This is a genomic window from Rhizobium esperanzae (assembly GCF_002204185.1).
Lineage (GTDB): Bacteria > Pseudomonadota > Alphaproteobacteria > Rhizobiales > Rhizobiaceae > Rhizobium > Rhizobium esperanzae.
The window spans coordinates 238,195-257,254 of the sequence record NZ_MXPU01000006.1; the positions used below are offsets into that span (position 1 = coordinate 238,195).

Sequence of the window (19,060 nt, forward strand, 5' to 3'; positions counted from 1 at the left end):
GTCAGCCTCCCTGCATGGGTGAGAGAATTTCAATGCGGTCGCGCTCGCCGAGCACGAAATCGGCGCGATCCTCGCGGTGCACCAGTTCGCCGTTCACCGCGGTTGCGAGCCACCCGCCTTCGTAGTCCAAAGCGAGAAGCAGATCTGCGAGCGTCGCGGCCGCGACCTCCTGTTCCTCGCCATTGATGATGAAGGTCATGACGCCCTCCTTTCCTGAGGTCCTTGTTCTGTGAGAAGACGCCGCGCGACCTCTGCGGCCATGGCCGGCGCCAGCAGAAAGCCGTGGCGGTAGAGGCCGTTGACATGGAGGGTGCGTCCCTCCTGCGTCACGCGCGGCAGATTGTCGGGATGAGCGGGCCGCACGCCTGCGCCGGTTTCCGTCACCCGTGCCTCGCCGAAGGCAGGATGCAAGGCGTAGGCGGCGTTCAGCAATTCCATCAGAGAACGCGCGGTAATCGGGCCGGCATCGTCGCTTTCGATCATCGTCGCTCCGACCATGAAGCGCCTTTTTTCGCGCGGCACGATATAGATCGGGTGGCGCGGATGCAGCAGGCGGACGGGGCGGGAGAGACTGAGCTCGCCTGTTTCGATGCAGAGCATCTCGCCTCGAACACCGCGCAATCCAGGCAGCCGGCCGATCTGGGCGGCACCGGTGCAGTCGATTACCCGGTCATAATGGGCAAGATCAGCTTCGCCCGTGACGCCGAGCATGAGACGCATGCGGGCGTCCTCCAACCCTGCGGCCAGGGCGGCGAGCGCCTGCCGTGGATCGAGATGCGCTTCCTGCCGGAAGAACAGCGCCCTGCGGAAGCGGCCGGCGAGATCCGGTTCGAGGGCTGCGATTGCCGCCTCGTCCAGCCATTCCCATCCGCTTGTCCGACGGGAAAAGCGGTCGAGTTCGCCGGTATCGCGCCCGCCCGCCACGACAAGCGTTCCCCGGCGATGGACATGGCCCGGCAGTGCCGCTTCCCACCAATCGGCGGCCAGCCGGCCGAGCGTCAGCACCGGCTCCTCCGCACTTTCCCGTTCGCACCACGGCGCCAGCATGCCGCCGGCAAAGCCGGATGCGCCGGCGCCGGCCTTGTCGGCCTGCTCCGCAAGGGTGACGTGGAAGCCGTGGCGATAGAGCTGCCAGGCCACGGTGAGGCCGGCAACGCCGGCCCCTTTGACGAGAACACGCATGGTCATTCTCCGGCGGGCGTTTTCGCGACCTCTGCGACCGGCATGTAGAGATCGCCGCCATCGCGGTACTTGGCCGCCATGGCTTCCAACCCCTCTTTCTGAGCTTCGGCGCGAATGTCGTGGGAAATTCGCATGGAGCAGAATTTCGGGCCGCACATCGAACAGAAGTGCGCCACCTTGTGCGCCTCCTTCGGCAGGGTCTCGTCGTGGAAGGAACGGGCCGTATCCGGGTCGAGGGAGAGGTTGAACTGATCCTCCCAGCGGAATTCGAAGCGCGCGCGCGACAGCGCGTCGTCGCGGATGCGGGCGGCCGGATGGCCCTTGGCAAGATCGGCGGCATGGGCGGCGATCTTGTAGGTGATGACGCCGGTTTTGACGTCGCTGCGGTCGGGCAGCCCCAGATGCTCCTTCGGCGTGACATAGCAGAGCATGGCCGTGCCGAACCAGCCGATCATGGCTGCGCCGATGCCGGAGGTGATGTGGTCATAGCCCGGTGCGATGTCGGTCGTCAGCGGTCCGAGCGTATAGAAGGGCGCTTCGCCGCAGACCTCGAGCTGCTTGTCCATATTCTCTTTGATCTTGTGCATCGGCACGTGGCCGGGACCTTCGATCATCACCTGGCAATCCTTCGCCCAGGCAATCTTGGTCAATTCGCCAAGCGTTTCGAGTTCGGCAAATTGCGCTGCGTCATTGGCATCCGCAATCGAACCCGGACGCAAACCGTCGCCGAGCGAGAAGGACACGTCGTAGGCACGGCAGATGTCGCAGATTTCCTCGAAATGCTGGTAGAGGAAACTCTCCTTGTGGTGATGCAGACACCACTTGGCCATGATCGAGCCGCCGCGTGAGACGATGCCGGTGACGCGATTGACGGTGAGCGGGATATAGGCAAGCCGTACGCCGGCATGGATGGTGAAATAGTCGACGCCCTGCTCGGCCTGTTCGATCAGCGTATCCCGATAGACTTCCCACGTCAGATCCTCAGCAATGCCGTTCACCTTCTCGAGCGCCTGGTAAAGCGGCACCGTTCCGATCGGAACCGGCGAATTGCGAATAATCCATTCCCGGATGTTGTGAATGTTGCGACCGGTGGAAAGGTCCATGACCGTATCGGCGCCCCAGCGGATCGCCCAGACCATCTTCTCCACTTCCTCCGCCATCGACGAGGTGACCGCCGAATTGCCGATATTGGCGTTGATCTTCACAAGGAAGTTCCTGCCGATGATCATCGGTTCGGATTCCGGATGATTGATATTGGCGGGGATGATCGCCCTACCCTCGGCAACTTCGCGCCGCACGAATTCGGGCGTCACGAAATCCGGAACATGCGCGCCGAAGCTCTCGCCGTCGCGCGCGAGCGCCTCCTTCGCGGCCTGCCGGCCGAGATTTTCACGAATTGCGATGAACTCCATTTCCGGCGTGACGATGCCTGCCCGCGCATAGGCGAGCTGGGTGACGGAACGGCCGGCCTTTGCTTTCAGCGGCGTGTTGCGAACGGGAAATTCCGGCGTCAGCCGCTCGCCGGTGGCAAAACCATTGTCTTCAGGTTTGACGATGCGGCCGTCATAGGATTCGACATCACCGCGGTCCTTGATCCAGGTCTCGCGCAAACGTGGCAGCCCGGCGTCAATGGAGATCACATGGGCCGGATCGGTATAAGGGCCGGAGGAATCATAGACTGTAACCGGCGGCTCGCCGGAGGTCGGGTGAAGGCTGATTTCGCGCATCGGCACGCGCAGGTCCGGATAGAGGGTTCCGGGTTTTACGATCTTGGTCGAGGCCGGAAGCGAGCCGGTGGTGACGACGGGAGTAAGCTGGGGGGCAACAATATTCATGGATGAGGCTCCAAGGTTTGACGTTTGGAGACCCAGTTCCAGTGTTGGAATGATGAAAAGACGCCTTGCGCGACAAAGCGAAAATCCGCCCAACAGCCGCAGCGTCCGCACCGTCCCTACGCCAGTATGAACTGGATCAGGTTCAACGGGTCACTGCGCCACAACAGGCAAAGCCGTATTGTTCAGCAGAATCTCAGCCCCTTGCCGGGACACCCCTGGTGAATGGTCGCCATCAAAGACTGGAGCGGCGCTTGTGTCAAGAAGCCCTTTACGTTCCAAGGCAGTGGCTGTCGCTGCTAGTCGCCGATCAGCTTGGGCAGCAGGGTGCGCCGGCGGCCGTACCGGCGCCAGTCGAGCAACATTGATTGTGGATGGGCCTGCTTTACCGGCCCATTTCGCTCGCGCCCCTTGGACGCGTGCTCCATATTCTCTCGCTCACGGCCAGGTGACAGCGACCGCGCGTTCATCGGTCCGACGGCACCGGCTCCTCATCCTGTCGCAACGCGATTTTCTGCATTCATGGCTTATCGTTTCGTCCACACTGCCGATCTCCATCTCGACTCTCCGCTTCGGTCGCTGGCGCTTCGCAACGCCGAGCTGGCCGATCTCGTAAGTGACGCCAGCCGGCAGGCGCTGATCGCGATCGTCGACCTTTGCCTCGAAGAGCAGGTCGATGCGCTGGTCATCGCCGGCGATCTCTATGACGGCGAACAGACGTCGATGAAGACGGCGCGCTTCCTGGCAAGCCAGCTGGAACGGCTGCACCGGGCGGAGATCTGCGTCTTCAAGATCCGCGGCAATCACGATGCGATGTCGAAGATCGCCAGGGAGCTGGTGATGCCCGATACGGTAAAGGTATTCGGCGGCCACGCCGAGACCGTGGAAGCGACGAAGGGCAGCCTTTCGATCGCCATCCACGGCCTGAGCTTCGCCAAGCCGCAAGCGCCGGACCCGCTTCTGCCGAAATTCAAGCCACCGGTAGCGGATGCCGTCAATATCGGCATCATGCATACGAGCCTCGCCGGATCGGCCGGACATGATGTCTATGCGCCCTGCAGCGTGCTCGACCTGCATGCCTCGGGTTTCGATTACTGGGCGCTCGGCCATCTCCACCAGCGCAGCCATTATCCCGGCACGGCGACGGTCATCATGCCCGGCATGCCGCAGGGCCGCGACATCAATGAAGCGGGGGTCAAGACCGTGTCGCTGGTGACCGTGGCGGACGACCGGACCGTGACGGTCGAGGAGCGGCGCACCAGCATTGCGCAGTTCGAGCGCGTCAATGTCGACCTCACGGATGTCGATGATTGGCGTGAGGCGGCCATGATGGTCGAGACGGCGCTGATGGCGCAGCGCGACCGCACGGCTTCGCCGCATCTTGTCGCACGCCTCAGGCTTTCCGGCCGCACGCCGCTCTCCTGGCAGCTGCGGCGCGATGTTGACCTCATGCAGGCGGAAGCCGAGCGGCGCGGTGGCCTGATCGGCCGCACCTGGATCGAGAAGCTGGAATTGGCAGTCGAGGTGCCGTCGACGCTGGCAGGCGAATCCGCCGCCGATCCCATCGTCGAACTCGGCGCGCTGATGCGCGAGGAGGTCATCGCGCACACTGGGTTTCGCAATGAAGTCAGGGAGATGGTTCGGGACCTGCTCGCCGACCTGCCGCCCGAGAGCCGGGCGTTCGCCGGGCATGATGAGGCCGGTTTCGAACGCTTCATCGACAGTCTTCTCGCCGACGGCGCCGAAGATATCGCCGCCCGGATGCAGGCTGCGGACCGGGGGGAAAGCTGATGCGCCTGCGCCGTCTCGATCTCGTCCGCTATGGCAAGTTCACCGACCACTCGATCGACTTCGGCGCGGTCCGACCGGGTTCGCCCGATCTGCATATCGTCTATGGCCTCAACGAAGCGGGCAAGTCGACCACCTTCGCCGCCTATCTCGATCTGCTCTACGGCATAGGCGAGCGCAGCGGCTACAATTTCCTGCACCCCTACAACACGATGAAGGTCGGTGCGCGGCTGGAATTCGGTGGCGCGGAGCACGAGCTGGCGCGGCTCAAATTGCGGACCGGCAGCCTCGTCGATGATCGGGGACAGGCTGTGAACGAGGCGCTGCTCGCGGGCGCGCTCGGCGGCGTCGGCCGCGAGGCCTATCGCACTATGTTCTCGCTCGACGACCAGTCGCTCAAGGAAGGCGGCAACGCCATCCTCCAAAGCAAGGGCGAGCTCGGCGAGCTGCTGTTCTCGGCAAGCTCGGGTCTTGCCGGCCTGAGCCGTTCGCTGGTGACGGCCGTCGATGAAGCCAATGGGATCTACAGGAAGCGGTCGTCGAGCACGAAGCTCGCGGAACTCAAACGCTCGCTCGAAGCGCTGAAGGCCGAGCGCAATGCCATCGACACGCTGGCCTCGGCCTATGCGGGCCTGAAATCGACCCATGAGCAGGCCGAGCGCGCCTATAGCACGACCACACGGGAACTGGTCGAGACCAAGTCGCGGCATCAGGAGCTGACGCGCCTTCTCGGCGCCTTGCCTGCGGCGCTGGAGCTCCGGCGGCTGATCGTAGATATAGCCGGCATGGCCGATCTGCCGCGGCCGCCCTCCGAATGGTATGCGCTCCTGCCGCAGCTTTCCCGCGACGAGACGCGGCTGCAGGCGCTTGTCGAGGCCGCCGACCGCACGCTCCGCCAGCTTGCCGATCAGATCGAGGCGATCACCATCGACGAAAAGGGGCTGGCAGTCGCTGCGCATATGGACCTGCTGGATCAGGGGCGGGCGCGCTGTCTCGCGGCGGAGAGCGATCTGCCGAAACGCCGGTTAGCGCTTGCCGAACAGGAAGGCATGTTGGTTCGATTGCTGGCCGATCTCGAACAACCCGGCCATACGGCGCCCGAGGCACTGCTGCTGCCCGCTTCGCTGATCGGCGTCGTCCGCGATCTCATCGAACGGCGCTCCGGCGTCGAGGCCAAACTGGCCGCGGCGGGCCGCGAACTGGTGCGAGCACAAGAGAATCTCGAAAGGCTGAACAAGGAAGGCGGCTCGCAAGATGCGGCCGGCCACCTCGATCCCACGCGTCTCGGCCGCATCGAGATCGCCTTGAACCGGCTGACGGGGTCTGATCTCTCGATGCGGCTGACCATGGAGGAACGCACACTTGTCCAGGCGAAGCGAATACAGGAGAAGCAATTCGCACAGCTTGCACCTTGGACCGGTGATGCCGTCGCCCTAGAACGCACGGCTGCGGCTGAGCCTCGGCAGATCGAGGTTTGGCGCGGCCAGGCGACCTCTATCGACAAGCGGATCGAGGATCATCAGGCACGGCTGCGGGATCTCGGTACGGAACAGGCGCTGACCAAAGCCCGGATCTTGGCCGTCGCCACTGGCGGTTCGATAGACGATGGGCAAGCCGCGCGGCTGCGCGATGAACGCGATGCCGCCTGGCAGGTGCATCTCGCCAATCTGAATGCCGCCACAGCTCAGACATTCGAGGAGCGGATGCGACAAGACGACATGTTGTCCGCGGGCCGGCTGTCCCGCGCTCAGGAACTGGCCGAACTGCGCCAACTCCGCCAGACGGAAGCGGCAACGACAGCGGCGATCGAACGGCAAAGGGAACTGCTTGCCGAAGCGCGCGCCGAACATGAGGCGCTCTGCGAGCGCCTCGGCGGTCTGCTGCCGGGTGCAATTGAATATGGTGCCGAAGCCGCGGCGCGCATTGCCGCACTCGAGACATGGAGCGCCAAGCGAGCCGCGGCGCTTTCCGCCTGGGACGATCTGCAACGGGCCGAAGACGCGGTGGACGCGCTTCGCCTCGAACTGGAGGGGCACGTCGCGACGCTTGCGGCGAGCCTTGCGGATGCCGGTCATGATGGCGTCGACCAATTATCGGTCGCCGAGCTGATGCAGACTGCGAACAATATGCTTGCCACCGGGAAAGCGGAACAGGCGGCGCGGCAGGCGCATGAGAAGGCGCTCGACGATCTCAATCGCGATTTCAGGGAACGCGAGCGCGACCGGCAGGAGGCGGAAGCCGCCATGGCGGCCTGGGAGCGGGAATGGGCGGAGGCGCTGTCGCGAACTTGGTTTGCCGACAAGGCCGGTTCGATGGCCGCCGTCCGCGCAATGCTGAATGCGCTCGCTACACTGCCCTCCATCCTGAAGGAGAGGGATGACCTCGCAAGTCGTGTTGCCGCGATGGAGCGCGACCAGCAGCAATTCCGCGAGCATATTGCCGGTCTTCTTATAGACTGCGGCCTCAGCCAGCCGGCGGTGGATACGCTCGCCTCCGCAAACGCGCTCGTGGAACGTCATGAGGCGGCGCGGCATGCGGCGCAGCTTCGGGCAGACCGGCAGGCAGATCTCGAAAAGCAATTGGAAAAAAGGCGTGCGCTGGAGGAGGAACTGGCCGTTCACAATGCCCGCAAGGACGAGTTGACCGGCTATTTCGCCGCAGACTCGCTTGCTTCGGTCGAAGCATTCCTGAACCAGTCCCGAGAGCGGGACCGGCTGGAAGAGCGGGCGGCCACCTTACGCCACCAGATCACCGGGGCATTGCGTGCTGCGAGTTTTTCCGAGGCGGAACAGCGCCTCGACGGTGTCGACGCCGCTGCGGTCGAGCGCGACGCCATGGAGCTTGGTGCCCGGATCGAGGATCTTACCGAGCGTGCGAAGCTTCTCTATTCCGACGTTTCGCTGGCGCGGCAGAAGCTCGAGGCCGTCGGCGGAGACGACGCCGTGGCCCGGATCGAGGCCAAGCGCCGAACCATTTTCCTTGAAATCGAGGAACTGGCCGTGCGGCACCTGACGCTGCGCGCCGGCACGCTCGCGGCCGAACAGGCGCTGCATATCTATCGGGAAAAACATCGCAGTTCGATGATGAACCGCGCGTCGGAGGCCTTTCGCCTGATCACAGGCGGCAATTATTCCGGCCTGACGACCCAGCCCGACCGGGACAAGGAGATATTGATCGGCGTGTCGCGCGACGGTGGTTCGAAGCTTGCTGATGCGATGTCGACCGGCACTCAGTTCCAGCTCTACCTCGCGCTTCGGCTGGCGGGTTACGAGGAATTCGCAGCGTTTCGCCGGCCCGTACCCTTCGTCGCCGACGACATCATGGAGAGCTTCGACAATCCCCGCTCCGAAGAGGTTTTCCGCCTGCTCGGCGAAATGGCAAAGGTCGGACAGGTTATCTACCTAACCCACCATTGGCATCTCTGCGAGATCGCGCGAGACGTTGTTCCGAACGTGACCATACATCAACTGCCGTGACAGGTCGCAAAGAAACGCCGCGCCACTTCTGGTTTCGGCAGGAAGATCAATCTTGCCACGGATCCAGCACGATAACGCCTGCGCCTTCGAAATCCCGGACATTGCGGGTAACGACGGTCAGGCCGTGAACCAGGGCAGTCGCGGCAATCAAGGCATCGGCTTCATTGCGCCGGTCTGGAACATGCAGATGCGCGCAGCGCGTCGCGACCGCATCGTCGATCGGCAGGATACGGTCGGCGAATGCCGGTCGAACCTGATTTTCCAGCCACGCACGCAGACGAGCGCCCTGCGCTGCGTCGCGGCGCTGCACGCCGAGTATTCCACGTTCCAATTCCAGGATCGTCATGGCGGAGATACATAGCCCTGTTGCATCTTGCGCTCCAGCCCATGCGACCACATTGGCATCGGCCTTGCCGTCTCCGACCTTGCGCAGCTCGGAAACAACATTGGTATCCAGCAGATATTTCAAGATAGATCGACTCCTCGGGGGGCGATCTCAACACGAGACGGGTCGAAGTCGATATCCGAAAGGCCAGGCATTGAGAGAGCATCGACGAGACTGCGGGGCTTGCCGGTTAGCCGCTCGAATTCGTCATAGGTCATCAACACGTGGGATGGCTTCCCACGATCCGTGATGATGACCGGACCATATTGCGCCGCCTTCTTTGCCCTGCTCACGTCGTGATTGAGTTCGCGGCTGGAAAGATGTGTCACGCTCATAATCCACCTCCGACGTAGGTACTTACCTACATATAGCATCCGGAGAATGAAAGGCAAGATCGGCCATAACGCTCCTGAGCGGATCAGCCGACCGTCTCGCGGCAGGAGACGTCGGGGCACGATCGCGAAATCGACGCAGGGCTACACGAGCGATGCAGGGATATTGGCTTCCCAGATCATCTCTGATCTAGTCTCGACTCTCAGCCTGGCAGCCCAGCCGTGGCCTGATGATATATGAAAAAAGCAAGAGCCGTATTCTCATGACCACTCACCGCTTCATTCCGACAACCTTTCACAATGTCATCGGCTCTCTTCCGCCCGCCTTGCATATCGCTGACGGCGATACTGTCGTCACGGAGACGCTCGACGCCATTGGCTATGACAAGGACGGCATCCGGCGCACATCCGGTCCCAACCCGATGAACGGCCCGATCTTCGTAGAGGGCGCGGAGCCCGGAGATGCGCTGAAGGTCGAGATCATCAGCATGATTCCGACGAGGGACACTGGATTTACGCGCAGCATCGTCGCGGCCAATGTCATCGATCCTGAAACGGTTCGCGACCTGCCGCCGCGCGATATTGCGATATGGGAGATCGACCGCGAAGCATTGACGGTCCGATTGTCCGAGCCGGTCTCCGGTCTCGATAATTTCGTTCTGCCTCTTGCGCCGATGATCGGCTGTTTCGGCGTTGCGCCCAGCCTTGGCCAGGCAATCTCGACGGCGACCAGCGGCGAATATGGCGGCAACATGGATTATCGCCTGTTTGGTCCGGGCACGACCGTACGATTGCCCGTATCGGCGCCGGGCGCCCTTTTCTTTTTGGGCGACTGCCATGCCGTGCAAGGAGATGGCGAGATCGTCGGCACCGGCGTCGAGACCACCTTCGAAGTGACGGTGCGACTGACGGTGGAAAAGAAGGCTGGCCTCATCTGGCCGCGCGGCGAAACCGTCGAAGACATCTTCACCATCGGCAATGCCCGGCCGCTCGATCAGGCGCTTCAGCATGCCACCAGTGAAATGCTGAACTGGCTCGCGTCGGACTACGGCCTGGACAAGACGGCGGCAAGCCATTTGCTGGGTCAGGTGGTGCGTTACGATGTCGGCAACGTCTTCGATCCGGCCTATACGATCGCCTGCCGGGTTGCCAAGAAATGGCTGGTTCGCCGATCGTGACGGACCGGGTTATGGGTCAGTCGTAGCGCGACAGGAAGCCGGAAACCGTCGTAAGGCAAAGCTGCTTTTCCTCGACATGCGGCATGTGGCTGGAATGTTCGAAGAGCACCCACTCGCAGCTGGGCACGCGTTCGAGATAGGGCCTCACGACCAGCGGCGTCGCCTCGTCGTACCTGCCGGAGATCAGCAGCGTCGGCGCTTCGATGCGGTCGAGCCTGTCTTCGATCGTCCAGTCCTTAATCGTTCCGATGACGTGGAATTCCGTCGGGCCGTTCATGTTGCGATAGACTGTGTTGTCTTCGTCCATGATCGCGAAGGTGCGTGCGACTTCGGGCGGCCATGGCGCCACGCGGCAGACATGGCGATCGTAGAACACGCGGGAGGCGACGATATAATCCGGATGGGTGAGGCTTCCCGCCTCTTCATGCTTTAGCAGCGTGTCCTGGACCTCTTTCGGCAGTTCCAGGCGAAGCCTATTGGCTTCGGTAACCCAGGTGTGCATGTTGGCCGGCGAGTTGGCGATGACAAGCGCCTTCAGACCTCGCGGCCGGCGCACAGCATGTTCGGCGCCGAGCATGCCGCCCCAGGATTGGCCCAGGAAGGCGTAACGATGCTGGATGCCGAGATGGGCGAGCAGAGCGTCCAGCTCTTCGAGGAAGAGACCGACCGTCCAAAAGTCCGGGCCCTCGTCGGGAAGGCGGGTGGAATTGCCGTTGCCGAGCTGGTCGTAATGGATGACTGCGCGGCCATCGAGAGCGGCGATGTCCCCGAAGGAATCGACATAGTCATGAGTGCAGCCGGGTCCTCCGTGAGCAACGACGAGAGGCAACTTGTCGCTGTCGAGTGAACCGGTGACGCGGTACCAGGTCCGGTAATCGCGAAAGGGCAGATAGGCTTCACTTGTTGCGACTTCGTCCACCGACTTCTCCAATCCTCCAAGGTATGGGAACCATAACGCGGCGGCGACGGCGACGGCAGCTATCACAAGTTATAGGGTGGGCAGGTCCTGAGTCGGCCGGTCTTCAAGCAGGCGGTAATGGGTGGCGCGCACCACAGCCTGCGTTCGATTGCGGGCGCCGAGCTTCTTTGCTGCGGCATTGAGATGCATGACCACGGTGGGTACGGAACGGTCGATGATGCGGGAGATTTCCTTGGCCGAATAGCCCTCCGCAGAATGGCGCAAACACTCGCGCTCCCGTTCTGTCAGGCGGATGCCGATGCTTTTGGCCTTCCTGTCGAAAAGTGCATAGGCCGCCTCGTGGAAGACATGCGCGAGCAGGTTGAAGTCGGCAATATAGCGCAGCGCATGTCGTTCGAAATCGCTGTTCCGGCCGAAACGGATACCGGTGACGGTCGCGTAGTCTCCGCGCGGCATATGCACCGGAACAGTGACGCCGGTCGACATGTCGCGTTCACTCAAATAGCGCATGACCGGTGCAGTGTCCTCGCTGATAAAACGCCTGATCAGCGTATCGGCGTCGGGATCATAGTTCCAGAAAAACGGTGCGGAGGTGCGCAGCGCCACCTGTTGGACCGGATCGATGCGGAAATAACCGCGATCGAACCAATAGTCGTGCATGTCATCGGCGATGTTCCTGAGCTTCAGCAGCGACGGTACCATGATCACGCCATCAATATCATAGGGTACCGGCGTATAATCATAGATGAGGGCCTCGAAGCCCAGCTGCTTCATGGCCTCGAAAGCCTGGTCGATCCGGCCCTCCAGCGTTTCATGCGCCGTAAACTGCCGTCTGATCATTCCGATGTCATCAAGCATGGGCGTCCCCGGTTCGGCAAGCGCCCTACCCTATCACTTCTTATAGCTGGCACGGAGCGCTATTTCCGGTAAAAATTTAACCATGCCCAAATAATGAGCAAGGGATATTTTCTGCTGGAGCAATCAATGTGGCGTGAATTGCAGCCGGACGCGCGATTTGAGGTCGGTGTGGATGGCTATCGCGTCGTCGCCTATAGTTTCGGGTCCGGCGACGAGACGGTTTTCTGCCTGAATGGCGGCCCGGGCCTGCCGTGCGACTATTTGCGCGAGGCGCACTCCTGTTTCGTCGAAAAGGGTTATCGTGTCATCGCTTTCGACCAGCTCGGCACCGGCGCTTCCGACCGGCCGGACGATCCCTCGCTCTGGACGATCGGCCGTTATGTCGAAGAGACGGAAACGGTGCGCAAGGCGCTCGGGCTCGGCAAGGTCCACATGCTCGGCCATTCCTGGGGCGGGTGGCTCGCGATCGAATATGCGCTGACTTACGCTCAGAACCTCAAGACCCTGATTCTCGAGGATACCGTCGCCGACATGCCGCATTTGATTTCGGAACTGGAACGGCTGCGCGCCGCACTCGGTCCCGAAACCGTCTCGATGATGCAGAAGCACGAGGCGCAGGGCACCTACAATCATCCCGAATATCTCGCCGCCGTCACCATCCTCAACTACCGCCATGTCTGCCGTCTGCCGGAATGGCCGGCGCCGGTCCGCCGCTCTCTCGACGACTGGAACATGGCGCCCTATGAGACGATGCAGGGGCCGAACGAGTTTCTCTATATCGGCAACCTCAAGGACTGGAACCGCATTGCCGATCTGCCGCGGCTGACGCTGCCTGTGCTGATCACTGCGGGAGAACATGACGAGCTGACACCGGCCTGCGCGCTGAGGATGAAGCTGGCGCTGCAGAATGCCGAGCTCAAGGTGTTTGCCAATGCCAGCCATATGCCATTCTATGAGAACCCGCAGGATTACTATCCGGCGCTTCTCGATTTTCTGGCCCGGCACGAGGCAGGCTGATGCAAGAGGGAGCGGACCGGAGCCGACGAAGTCAAAGGGGCGATCGCCGTCATGCATCGCTATAAATTCGTTCTGACGCGACCGTTGCAGTTCCTGCCCGTCATTTTCGGCATCAGTGTCATCACCTTCATCCTCGTTCGGTTGATCCCCGGCGATCCCGCACGCAACATCCTCGGCACGCGTGCGACGCCGGAGGCACTTGCCAACATCCGCGCCCAGTACGGCCTCGACCAGCCGATGTGGCTGCAATATGTCTATTTCCTGAAGAACCTCGCCAATGGCGAGATGGGCAAATCGATCCTCTACAAGATCGACGTGCTGAAGCTGATCGTCACCCGCATCGAGCCGACGCTTGCGCTCGTCGCCTCCAGCGTCGTGCTGTCGGTTCTGATCGCAGTGCCGCTGGCGGCGATCGCCGCGCGCAATGCCGGTCGTGCGCCGGACCATGCGGTGCGCATCGTCTCGACCTTCGGCATCGGCTTTCCGCCTTTCTGGCTGGGACTGATGCTGATCATCCTGTTCAGCGTCGAGCTCGGCATGCTGCCGGTTTCGGGCTACGGCGCGACCATCGGCGACAAGCTTTCCCATCTTGTGCTGCCGAGCCTGACGGTGGCGCTGTCGCTCTCGACCGTTTTGACGCGAAGCCTGCGGGCGGCGATGATCGAAGCGCTGAAATCGGACGTCGCGACGGCGGCGCGCGCTCGCGGCATGCCGGAAGGCATCGTCTTCTGGCGGCATGTGCTGCCGAATTCGCTGGTGCCGACGATCAACCTGCTTGCGGTCAATATTGGCTGGTTGATCGGCGGCACGGTGGTGGTCGAGAGCGTCTTTGCGCTGCCCGGCATGGGGCAACTGCTTGTCAGGGCGATCTTTTCGCGCGACTACATGGTGGTTCAGGGCGTCGCCATGGTCTTTGCCTGCGCCACCGTGCTCATCAATTTCCTCGCCGACATCGTCACTGTCGCCGTCGATCCGAGGGTGAAGTTATGAGCGTCGAGGCAATCGTGCCTGCATCGCCCGGTTGGCGCCGGTTTTTCCGCCGGCGGCTGATGCTTGCCGTCGGTGCCGGCCTGTTGCTGTTTTTCGTCCTGCTGGCAGTCGGCGCGCCCGTCATCGCACCCTATGACCCGATCATGCAGAATGCCGAAGTGCGGCTGCAGGCGCCGTCATTGCTTCACCCGTTCGGCACCGACAATTTCGGCCGAGATATCCTGTCTCGCGTCATCTGGGCCGCGCGCATCGATCTGCAGATGGCGCTGATCGGCGTCATCTTCCCCTTTCTGATCGGCACGACCGTCGGCACGGTCGCCGGCTTCTTCGGCGGCGTTGTCGACGCGCTGTTCATGCGTCTCGTCGATATCATCCTCGCCTTCCCCTTTCTCGTGCTGATGCTGTCGATCATCGCGATTCTCGGCCCTGGTCTCGGCAGCTTCTACATATCGATGGCGCTGGTCGGCTGGGTGTCCTATGCGCGGCTGATCCGGGCGCAGATGCTGGTGCTGAAAAGCAGCGACTACGCCGTTGCCGCCGTCAGCCTCGGCTTCAGCCGCCCGCGGATCATGTTCCGGCACCTGCTGCCGAACGCGATCGCCGGATCGATCGTCTTTTCCATGTCCGATGCGACGCTGGTGCTGCTCAGCGGCGCCGCTGTCAGCTATCTCGGTCTCGGCGTCCAGCCGCCGATCGCCGAATGGGGCGTCATGGTCGCGGAAGGGCAGAGCTTCATCACAACGGCCTGGTGGATCACCCTGTTCCCCGGCCTTTCCATCGTGTGCCTAGCCTTCGGTTTCAGTATGCTTGGCGATGCGCTGGGCGAATTGCTGGGGGTGCACGAATGAGCGGCCCGCTGCTCTCCGTCCGCGATCTGACGGTCAGGGCGCACGCCGAACCCGGTCCACGCACGCTGCTCGACGCCGTCTCGCTCGACCTCGGCAAAGGCGAGGTCCTCGGCCTCGTCGGCGAGAGCGGCTCGGGCAAGAGCCTGTTCTGCCGCTCCCTGGTGCGGCTGCTCCCCTCCTCGCTGTTGAAAATCGAAAGCGGATCGGTGCTGCTCGAAGGACGCGACCTCATGCGGGTCGACGACGGCGAGATGCTGAAGGTGCGCGGCGGCGAGATCGGCATGATCTTCCAGAACCCGACCAGCCATCTCGACCCGGTGATGCGGGTCGGCGAGCAGATCGCCGAGGGCATCTGCTATCACCAGGGGCTCGGCGCCCGCGAGGCCCGCGCCGCCGCGACTGATATCCTGGCGCAGGTCGGCTTCCCCGATCCGAAGCGTCAGTACGACAGCTATCCGCACGAATTTTCCGGCGGCATGCGGCAGCGGGCGATGATCGGCGTGGCTCTCTCCTGCAATCCGAAGATCCTGATTGCCGACGAGCCGACGACGGCGCTCGATGTAACCATCCAGGCACAGATCCTGCGGCTGTTGATCGATATTCGCGACCGGCGCGGACTGTCGATAATTCTCATTACCCATGATCTTGGCATCGTCGCCCAGACTTGCGACCGCATTGCCGTGATGCGCGGCGGCAAGCTGATTGAAGCGGGGCCGAAGCGGGCGATCCTCGCACGGCCGCAGCATCCCTATACAGTCAGCCTGATCGACAGCCACCCTTCGATGTCAGGCGAGACTCCCAACTCGTCGCCCGAGGTGGCGGTCGCCGGCCAGCAGGCAGGACCATTGCTTGAAATCGACGATCTTCATGTGCAGTTCAGAGCCGGCGGCGGCCTGCTGAAGGGCGGCGCCAAGATGGTCAGTGCGGTTTCCGGCGTCAGCCTGCAGATCATGGCCGGGGAGACGGTCGGCATCGTCGGTGAATCCGGCAGCGGCAAGAGCACGCTTGCCCGCGCCGTGCTTGGCCTTACGTCCCTTTCCTCCGGTCATGTCACTTTCGACGGCGTCGATCTGGCGCTGCAGAAGGGCGCGGGCCTGGCAAAACTCAGGCGCGAAACGGCGATGGTTTTCCAGGACCCCTATAACGCGCTCAATCCGCGATTGACGATCGGTCAGATGCTTGCCGAGGTGCTGAAGGTGCAGGGCAAAGTGGCGAAGGCGGATATCCCGGCGCGGATCGACGCTCTGCTCGATCTCGTCGGCCTCGAACGCGAATTCGCCGACCGCAAACCGCGCAGCATGAGCGGCGGCCAGTGCCAGCGCGCCGGCATCGCCCGGGCGCTCGCCGTCGACCCGAAAATGATCATTGCCGATGAATGCGTCGCCGCTCTCGACGTCACCATTCAGGCGCAGATCATCGAGCTCTTCCGCGAGCTCACCGCGAAGATGAACCTGACGCTGATCTTCATTGCCCATGATCTCGCGATCGTCCGCAATCTTTGCGAACGCGTGGTCGTCATGTATCGCGGCGAGATCGTCGAGGAAGGCCGCTGCGAAGAGGTGTTCGCGCGGCCTAGGCATGCCTATACGGCGGCGCTGATCGCCGCCATTCCCGACATCGATCCCGACAAGCCGCTGCTGCAGGGCGCCGGCGGCAAGGAGGATCTGCAATCGATACCGATCCAGCCCATCAAACGCATGCCATAACAACGAAGGGAACGAACTCATGACAAACAGGTGGAAATCAATCGGGCTCGCAGCCTTGCTCGCCGGCCTGACGCTCAGCGCAAGCTATGCCGAGGCCGCCGGTGTGCTCACCATCGGCCGCCGCGAGGATTCGACGACGTTCGATCCGATCAAAACTGCCCAGAACATCGACAATTGGGTATTCTCTAACGTCTACGACGTGCTGATCCGCGTCGACAAGACAGGCACGAAGCTGGAGCCCGGTCTTGCCGAAAGCTGGACGGCCTCGGATGACGGCCTGACCTACACGTTCAAGATTCGCGACACGAAATTTTCCGACGGTTCGCCGCTGACGGCAGAAGACGCGGCCTACAGCCTGCTGCGGATTCGCGACGACCCTGCTTCGCTCTGGAGCGATTCCTACAAGGTGATCGAAACGGCGATCGCGACCGACGCGCATACGCTGACGATCAAGCTCAAGAACCCGTCTGCGCCCTTTCTCTCGACCCTTGCGCTGCCCAATGCTTCGGTCATCTCCAAAAAGGGCATAGAATCGCTGGGTGCCGAGGCCTACGGCGAGAAGCCGATCGCATCCGGCGCCTTCGTGATTGACGAATGGCGGCGCGGCGACCGGGTGATCCTGAAGAAGAACCCCAACTTCTGGCAGGCCGACCGTGTCAAGCTCGATGGCGTCGAATGGATCTCCGTTCCTGACGACAACACCCGGATGCTGAACGTTCAGGCCGGTGAGTTGGATGCGGCGATTTTTGTTCCCTTCTCCCGCGTCGAAGAGCTGAAAAAGGATCCCAATCTCAATGTCGACATCGATGCTTCGACGCGAGAGGACCATCTGCTGATCAATCACGGGCATGGTGCGCTCGGCAAGAAGGAAGTCCGTCAGGCGCTCGATATGGCCATCGACAAGAAGGCGATTGTTGATGCCGTGACCTTCGGCCAGGGAACTGTCGCCAATTCCTACATTCCCAAGGGAGCTCTCTTTCATTTCGCCGACAATCTGCAGCGGCCCTACGATCCCGCGAAGGCCAAGGAGATGCTGGCGGCGGCCGGAGCGTCCGATCTGACGCTGAATTACCTCGTGCGCGCGGGCGACGAAGTCGACGAACAGACGGCGGTCCTGGTCCAGCAGCAGTTGCAGAAGGCTGGCATAACCGCCAACCTGCAGAAGATCGATCCGAGCCAGGAATGGGACATGACCGTTGCCGGCGATTACGACATCTCGGTCAACTACTGGACCAACGACATTCTCGATCCGGACCAGAAGACCACCTTCGTTCTCGGCCATGATTCCAATAACAACTATCTGACCAACTATAAGAACGAGGCGGTGAAGGAACTGGTCGCCAAGGCGCGTCTCGAACTCGATCCGAAGAAGCGCGAAGAGATGTATGTCGATCTGCAGAAGATGGCGAAGGAAGACGTCAACTGGATCGACCTCTATTACAGCCCGTATATCAACGTCTCGCGCAAGAATATCGACAACTTCCACCAGAACCCGCTCGGCCGTTTCTTCCTGGAAGATACGGTCAAGAACTGAGGTCCGGCAGTTCGCAAGCGCTCCGCCGCCGTGAAGGCGGCGGAGCCTGATTTATTGCTGCGACACGTAGCTGATGCGGCTTGCTTACTCGGCAGCCGCCAGCTTGTCCTGCGTCCTGGTCTCGAAGTCGCTGGCGTCGTGGCGCTCGTGCAATTGCGTCGAGGGTTCGCCGGAGAGACGGTTGACCATCCGGCCGCGTTGAACCGCCGGCCGGCTGTGGATAGCGTCGGCCCAGCGCAGCACGTTCTTATAGTCCTCGACCTGCAGGAACTCGGCCGCTCCGTAGGTCCAGCCCTTGACCAGTCCGCCATACCAGGGCCAGACGGCAATATCGGCGATCGTATATTGGCTGCCTGCCAGATACTCGCTTTCGGCAAGGCGGCGATCGAGCACGTCGAGCTGACGCTTCACTTCCATGGCGAAGCGATCGATCGCATATTCGATCTTAACAGGCGCATAGGCGTAGAAATGGCCGAAGCCGCCGCCGAGATAGGGTGCACTTCCCATCTGCCAGAACAGCCAGGACAGGCATTCGGCGCGTTCGGCCGGCTCGGTCGGCAGGAAGGCGCCGAATTTTTCGGCGAGATAGGTGAGAATGGCGCCGGACTCGAAGACGCGGATCGGCTTCGGGCCGCTGCGGTCCATCAGCGCCGGGATCTTGGAATTGGGATTGACGGCGACAAAGCCGCTGCCGAACTGGTCGCCCTCGCCGATCCTGATCAGCCAGGCGTCGTACTCCGCGCCGCTATGGCCAAGGGCCAGCAGTTCCTCGAGCATGATCGTGACCTTCTGGCCGTTTGGCGTTCCGAGCGAATAAAGCTGCAGCGGGTGGCGGCCGATCGGAAGCTCCTTCTCATGTGTCGGTCCTGCTATCGGCCGGTTGATGTTGGCGAATTGGCCGCCATTCGCCTTGTTCCAAGTCCAGACCTTCGGGGGGATATAGTCGGAGGTACCGCTCATCTTTCAAACTCCTGGCATCGATCAGACAGAGCGCGACGCCGGTTGGGTCGCCGCA

Annotated in this window: 16 protein-coding genes and 1 riboswitch; of the genes, 8 read left to right on the forward strand and 8 right to left on the reverse strand. The window is 62.2% G+C overall.

Going from position 1 to position 19,060, the window contains the following annotated elements:
* Window position 1 precedes the first annotated feature (1 nt).
* From thiS to thiC, 3 genes are read right to left on the reverse strand one after another with little or no spacing between them, the layout of a single operon-like run.
* Entirely contained in the window at window positions 2–199 is a 198-nt protein-coding gene (thiS, locus tag B5E41_RS11345) for a sulfur carrier protein ThiS (RefSeq protein WP_088393589.1), read from the reverse strand.
* Complete coding sequence (gene thiO, locus B5E41_RS11350) at window positions 196–1,182, reverse strand: glycine oxidase ThiO (protein ID WP_176439376.1); 987 nt, start codon at window positions 1,180–1,182, stop codon at window positions 196–198. The genes thiS and thiO overlap by 4 nt, the downstream gene beginning before the upstream one ends.
* 2 nt (window positions 1,183–1,184) lie before the next feature.
* On the reverse strand, window positions 1,185–3,017 hold the full coding sequence (thiC, locus tag B5E41_RS11355) for a phosphomethylpyrimidine synthase ThiC (protein WP_088393594.1): 1,833 nt from the start codon (window positions 3,015–3,017) through the stop codon (window positions 1,185–1,187).
* Between the two features lie 95 nt (window positions 3,018–3,112).
* Window positions 3,113–3,244: riboswitch (TPP riboswitch) on the reverse strand.
* Between the two features lie 292 nt (window positions 3,245–3,536).
* On the opposite strand from thiC, the gene B5E41_RS11360 reads away from it, so the two are divergent.
* The gene (locus tag B5E41_RS11360) at window positions 3,537–4,805 is read left to right on the forward strand and encodes a metallophosphoesterase family protein (RefSeq protein ID WP_088393596.1); all 1,269 of its coding nucleotides are present in this window, start codon (window positions 3,537–3,539) and stop codon (window positions 4,803–4,805) included.
* Window positions 4,805–8,278 (forward strand): AAA family ATPase, encoded by a 3,474-nt coding sequence (locus B5E41_RS11365; protein ID WP_088393598.1) that lies wholly within the window; start codon window positions 4,805–4,807, stop codon window positions 8,276–8,278. The genes B5E41_RS11360 and B5E41_RS11365 overlap by 1 nt, the downstream gene beginning before the upstream one ends.
* Window positions 8,279–8,324: 46 nt before the next feature.
* On the opposite strand, the gene B5E41_RS11370 is transcribed toward B5E41_RS11365, so the two are convergent.
* Both B5E41_RS11370 and B5E41_RS11375 read right to left on the reverse strand, forming a co-directional pair.
* A complete protein-coding gene (locus tag B5E41_RS11370) occupies window positions 8,325–8,747 on the reverse strand; it encodes a type II toxin-antitoxin system VapC family toxin (RefSeq protein WP_088393600.1) in 423 nt (140 codons plus the stop codon).
* The gene (locus B5E41_RS11375; RefSeq protein WP_088393602.1) at window positions 8,744–8,998 is read right to left on the reverse strand and encodes a type II toxin-antitoxin system Phd/YefM family antitoxin; all 255 of its coding nucleotides are present in this window, start codon (window positions 8,996–8,998) and stop codon (window positions 8,744–8,746) included. Before B5E41_RS11375 ends, B5E41_RS11370 begins: the two co-directional genes overlap by 4 nt.
* A gap of 260 nt (window positions 8,999–9,258) precedes the next feature.
* Here B5E41_RS11375 and B5E41_RS11380 point away from each other — a divergent pair, with 260 nt between their 5' ends.
* Window positions 9,259–10,173 (forward strand): acetamidase/formamidase family protein, encoded by a 915-nt coding sequence (locus B5E41_RS11380; protein ID WP_088393604.1) that lies wholly within the window; start codon window positions 9,259–9,261, stop codon window positions 10,171–10,173.
* 16 nt (window positions 10,174–10,189) lie between these two features.
* Here the strand turns inward: B5E41_RS11380 and B5E41_RS11385 are convergent, their stop codons facing one another.
* Window positions 10,190–11,092 carry a proline iminopeptidase-family hydrolase gene (locus tag B5E41_RS11385; protein WP_088393606.1) on the reverse strand — a complete coding sequence of 301 codons (903 nt, stop codon included), beginning with the start codon at window positions 11,090–11,092 and terminating at the stop codon, window positions 10,190–10,192.
* Window positions 11,093–11,161: 69 nt separating this feature from the next.
* A complete protein-coding gene (locus tag B5E41_RS11390; protein WP_088393608.1) occupies window positions 11,162–11,950 on the reverse strand; it encodes a helix-turn-helix transcriptional regulator in 789 nt (262 codons plus the stop codon).
* A gap of 126 nt (window positions 11,951–12,076) precedes the next feature.
* On the opposite strand from B5E41_RS11390, the gene B5E41_RS11395 reads away from it, so the two are divergent.
* Genes B5E41_RS11395 through B5E41_RS11415 form a run of 5 tightly spaced genes read left to right on the forward strand, consistent with a single transcriptional unit; the run spans window position 12,077 to window position 18,045 of the window.
* Entirely contained in the window at window positions 12,077–12,967 is an 891-nt protein-coding gene (locus B5E41_RS11395) for a proline iminopeptidase-family hydrolase (RefSeq protein WP_088393610.1), read from the forward strand.
* A 51-nt stretch (window positions 12,968–13,018) separates the two neighbouring features.
* A complete protein-coding gene (locus B5E41_RS11400; RefSeq protein ID WP_088393612.1) occupies window positions 13,019–13,957 on the forward strand; it encodes an ABC transporter permease in 939 nt (312 codons plus the stop codon).
* The gene (locus tag B5E41_RS11405) at window positions 13,954–14,805 is read left to right on the forward strand and encodes an ABC transporter permease (protein WP_088393614.1); all 852 of its coding nucleotides are present in this window, start codon (window positions 13,954–13,956) and stop codon (window positions 14,803–14,805) included. Before B5E41_RS11400 ends, B5E41_RS11405 begins: the two co-directional genes overlap by 4 nt.
* Window positions 14,802–16,511 (forward strand): dipeptide ABC transporter ATP-binding protein, encoded by a 1,710-nt coding sequence (locus tag B5E41_RS11410; protein WP_088393616.1) that lies wholly within the window; start codon window positions 14,802–14,804, stop codon window positions 16,509–16,511. Before B5E41_RS11405 ends, B5E41_RS11410 begins: the two co-directional genes overlap by 4 nt.
* Before the next feature lie 19 nt (window positions 16,512–16,530).
* On the forward strand, window positions 16,531–18,045 hold the full coding sequence (locus B5E41_RS11415) for an ABC transporter substrate-binding protein (protein ID WP_088393618.1): 1,515 nt from the start codon (window positions 16,531–16,533) through the stop codon (window positions 18,043–18,045).
* An 84-nt stretch (window positions 18,046–18,129) separates the two neighbouring features.
* Here the strand turns inward: B5E41_RS11415 and yghU are convergent, their stop codons facing one another.
* Entirely contained in the window at window positions 18,130–19,005 is an 876-nt protein-coding gene (yghU, locus tag B5E41_RS11420; protein ID WP_088393620.1) for a glutathione-dependent disulfide-bond oxidoreductase, read from the reverse strand.
* Between the last annotated feature and the right edge of the window lie 55 nt (window positions 19,006–19,060).

Bases quoted from the DNA above. Each gene is read 5' to 3' on its own strand.
- B5E41_RS11375 (WP_088393602.1), bottom strand. From the start codon at position 8,998: ATGAGCGTGACACATCTTTCCAGCCGCGAACTCAATCACGACGTGAGC.
- B5E41_RS11405 (WP_088393614.1), top strand. From the start codon at position 13,954: ATGAGCGTCGAGGCAATCGTGCCTGCATCGCCCGGTTGGCGCCGGTTT.
- B5E41_RS11415 (WP_088393618.1), top strand. From the start codon at position 16,531: ATGACAAACAGGTGGAAATCAATCGGGCTCGCAGCCTTGCTCGCCGGC.
- B5E41_RS11400 (WP_088393612.1), top strand. From the start codon at position 13,019: ATGCATCGCTATAAATTCGTTCTGACGCGACCGTTGCAGTTCCTGCCC.
- B5E41_RS11360 (WP_088393596.1), top strand. From the start codon at position 3,537: ATGGCTTATCGTTTCGTCCACACTGCCGATCTCCATCTCGACTCTCCG.
- B5E41_RS11365 (WP_088393598.1), top strand. From the start codon at position 4,805: ATGCGCCTGCGCCGTCTCGATCTCGTCCGCTATGGCAAGTTCACCGAC.
- yghU (WP_088393620.1), bottom strand. From the start codon at position 19,005: ATGAGCGGTACCTCCGACTATATCCCCCCGAAGGTCTGGACTTGGAAC.
- thiC (WP_088393594.1), bottom strand. From the start codon at position 3,017: ATGAATATTGTTGCCCCCCAGCTTACTCCCGTCGTCACCACCGGCTCG.
- B5E41_RS11410 (WP_088393616.1), top strand. From the start codon at position 14,802: ATGAGCGGCCCGCTGCTCTCCGTCCGCGATCTGACGGTCAGGGCGCAC.
- thiS (WP_088393589.1), bottom strand. From the start codon at position 199: ATGACCTTCATCATCAATGGCGAGGAACAGGAGGTCGCGGCCGCGACG.
- B5E41_RS11395 (WP_088393610.1), top strand. From the start codon at position 12,077: ATGTGGCGTGAATTGCAGCCGGACGCGCGATTTGAGGTCGGTGTGGAT.
- B5E41_RS11390 (WP_088393608.1), bottom strand. From the start codon at position 11,950: ATGCTTGATGACATCGGAATGATCAGACGGCAGTTTACGGCGCATGAA.
- B5E41_RS11380 (WP_088393604.1), top strand. From the start codon at position 9,259: ATGACCACTCACCGCTTCATTCCGACAACCTTTCACAATGTCATCGGC.
- thiO (WP_176439376.1), bottom strand. From the start codon at position 1,182: ATGCGTGTTCTCGTCAAAGGGGCCGGCGTTGCCGGCCTCACCGTGGCC.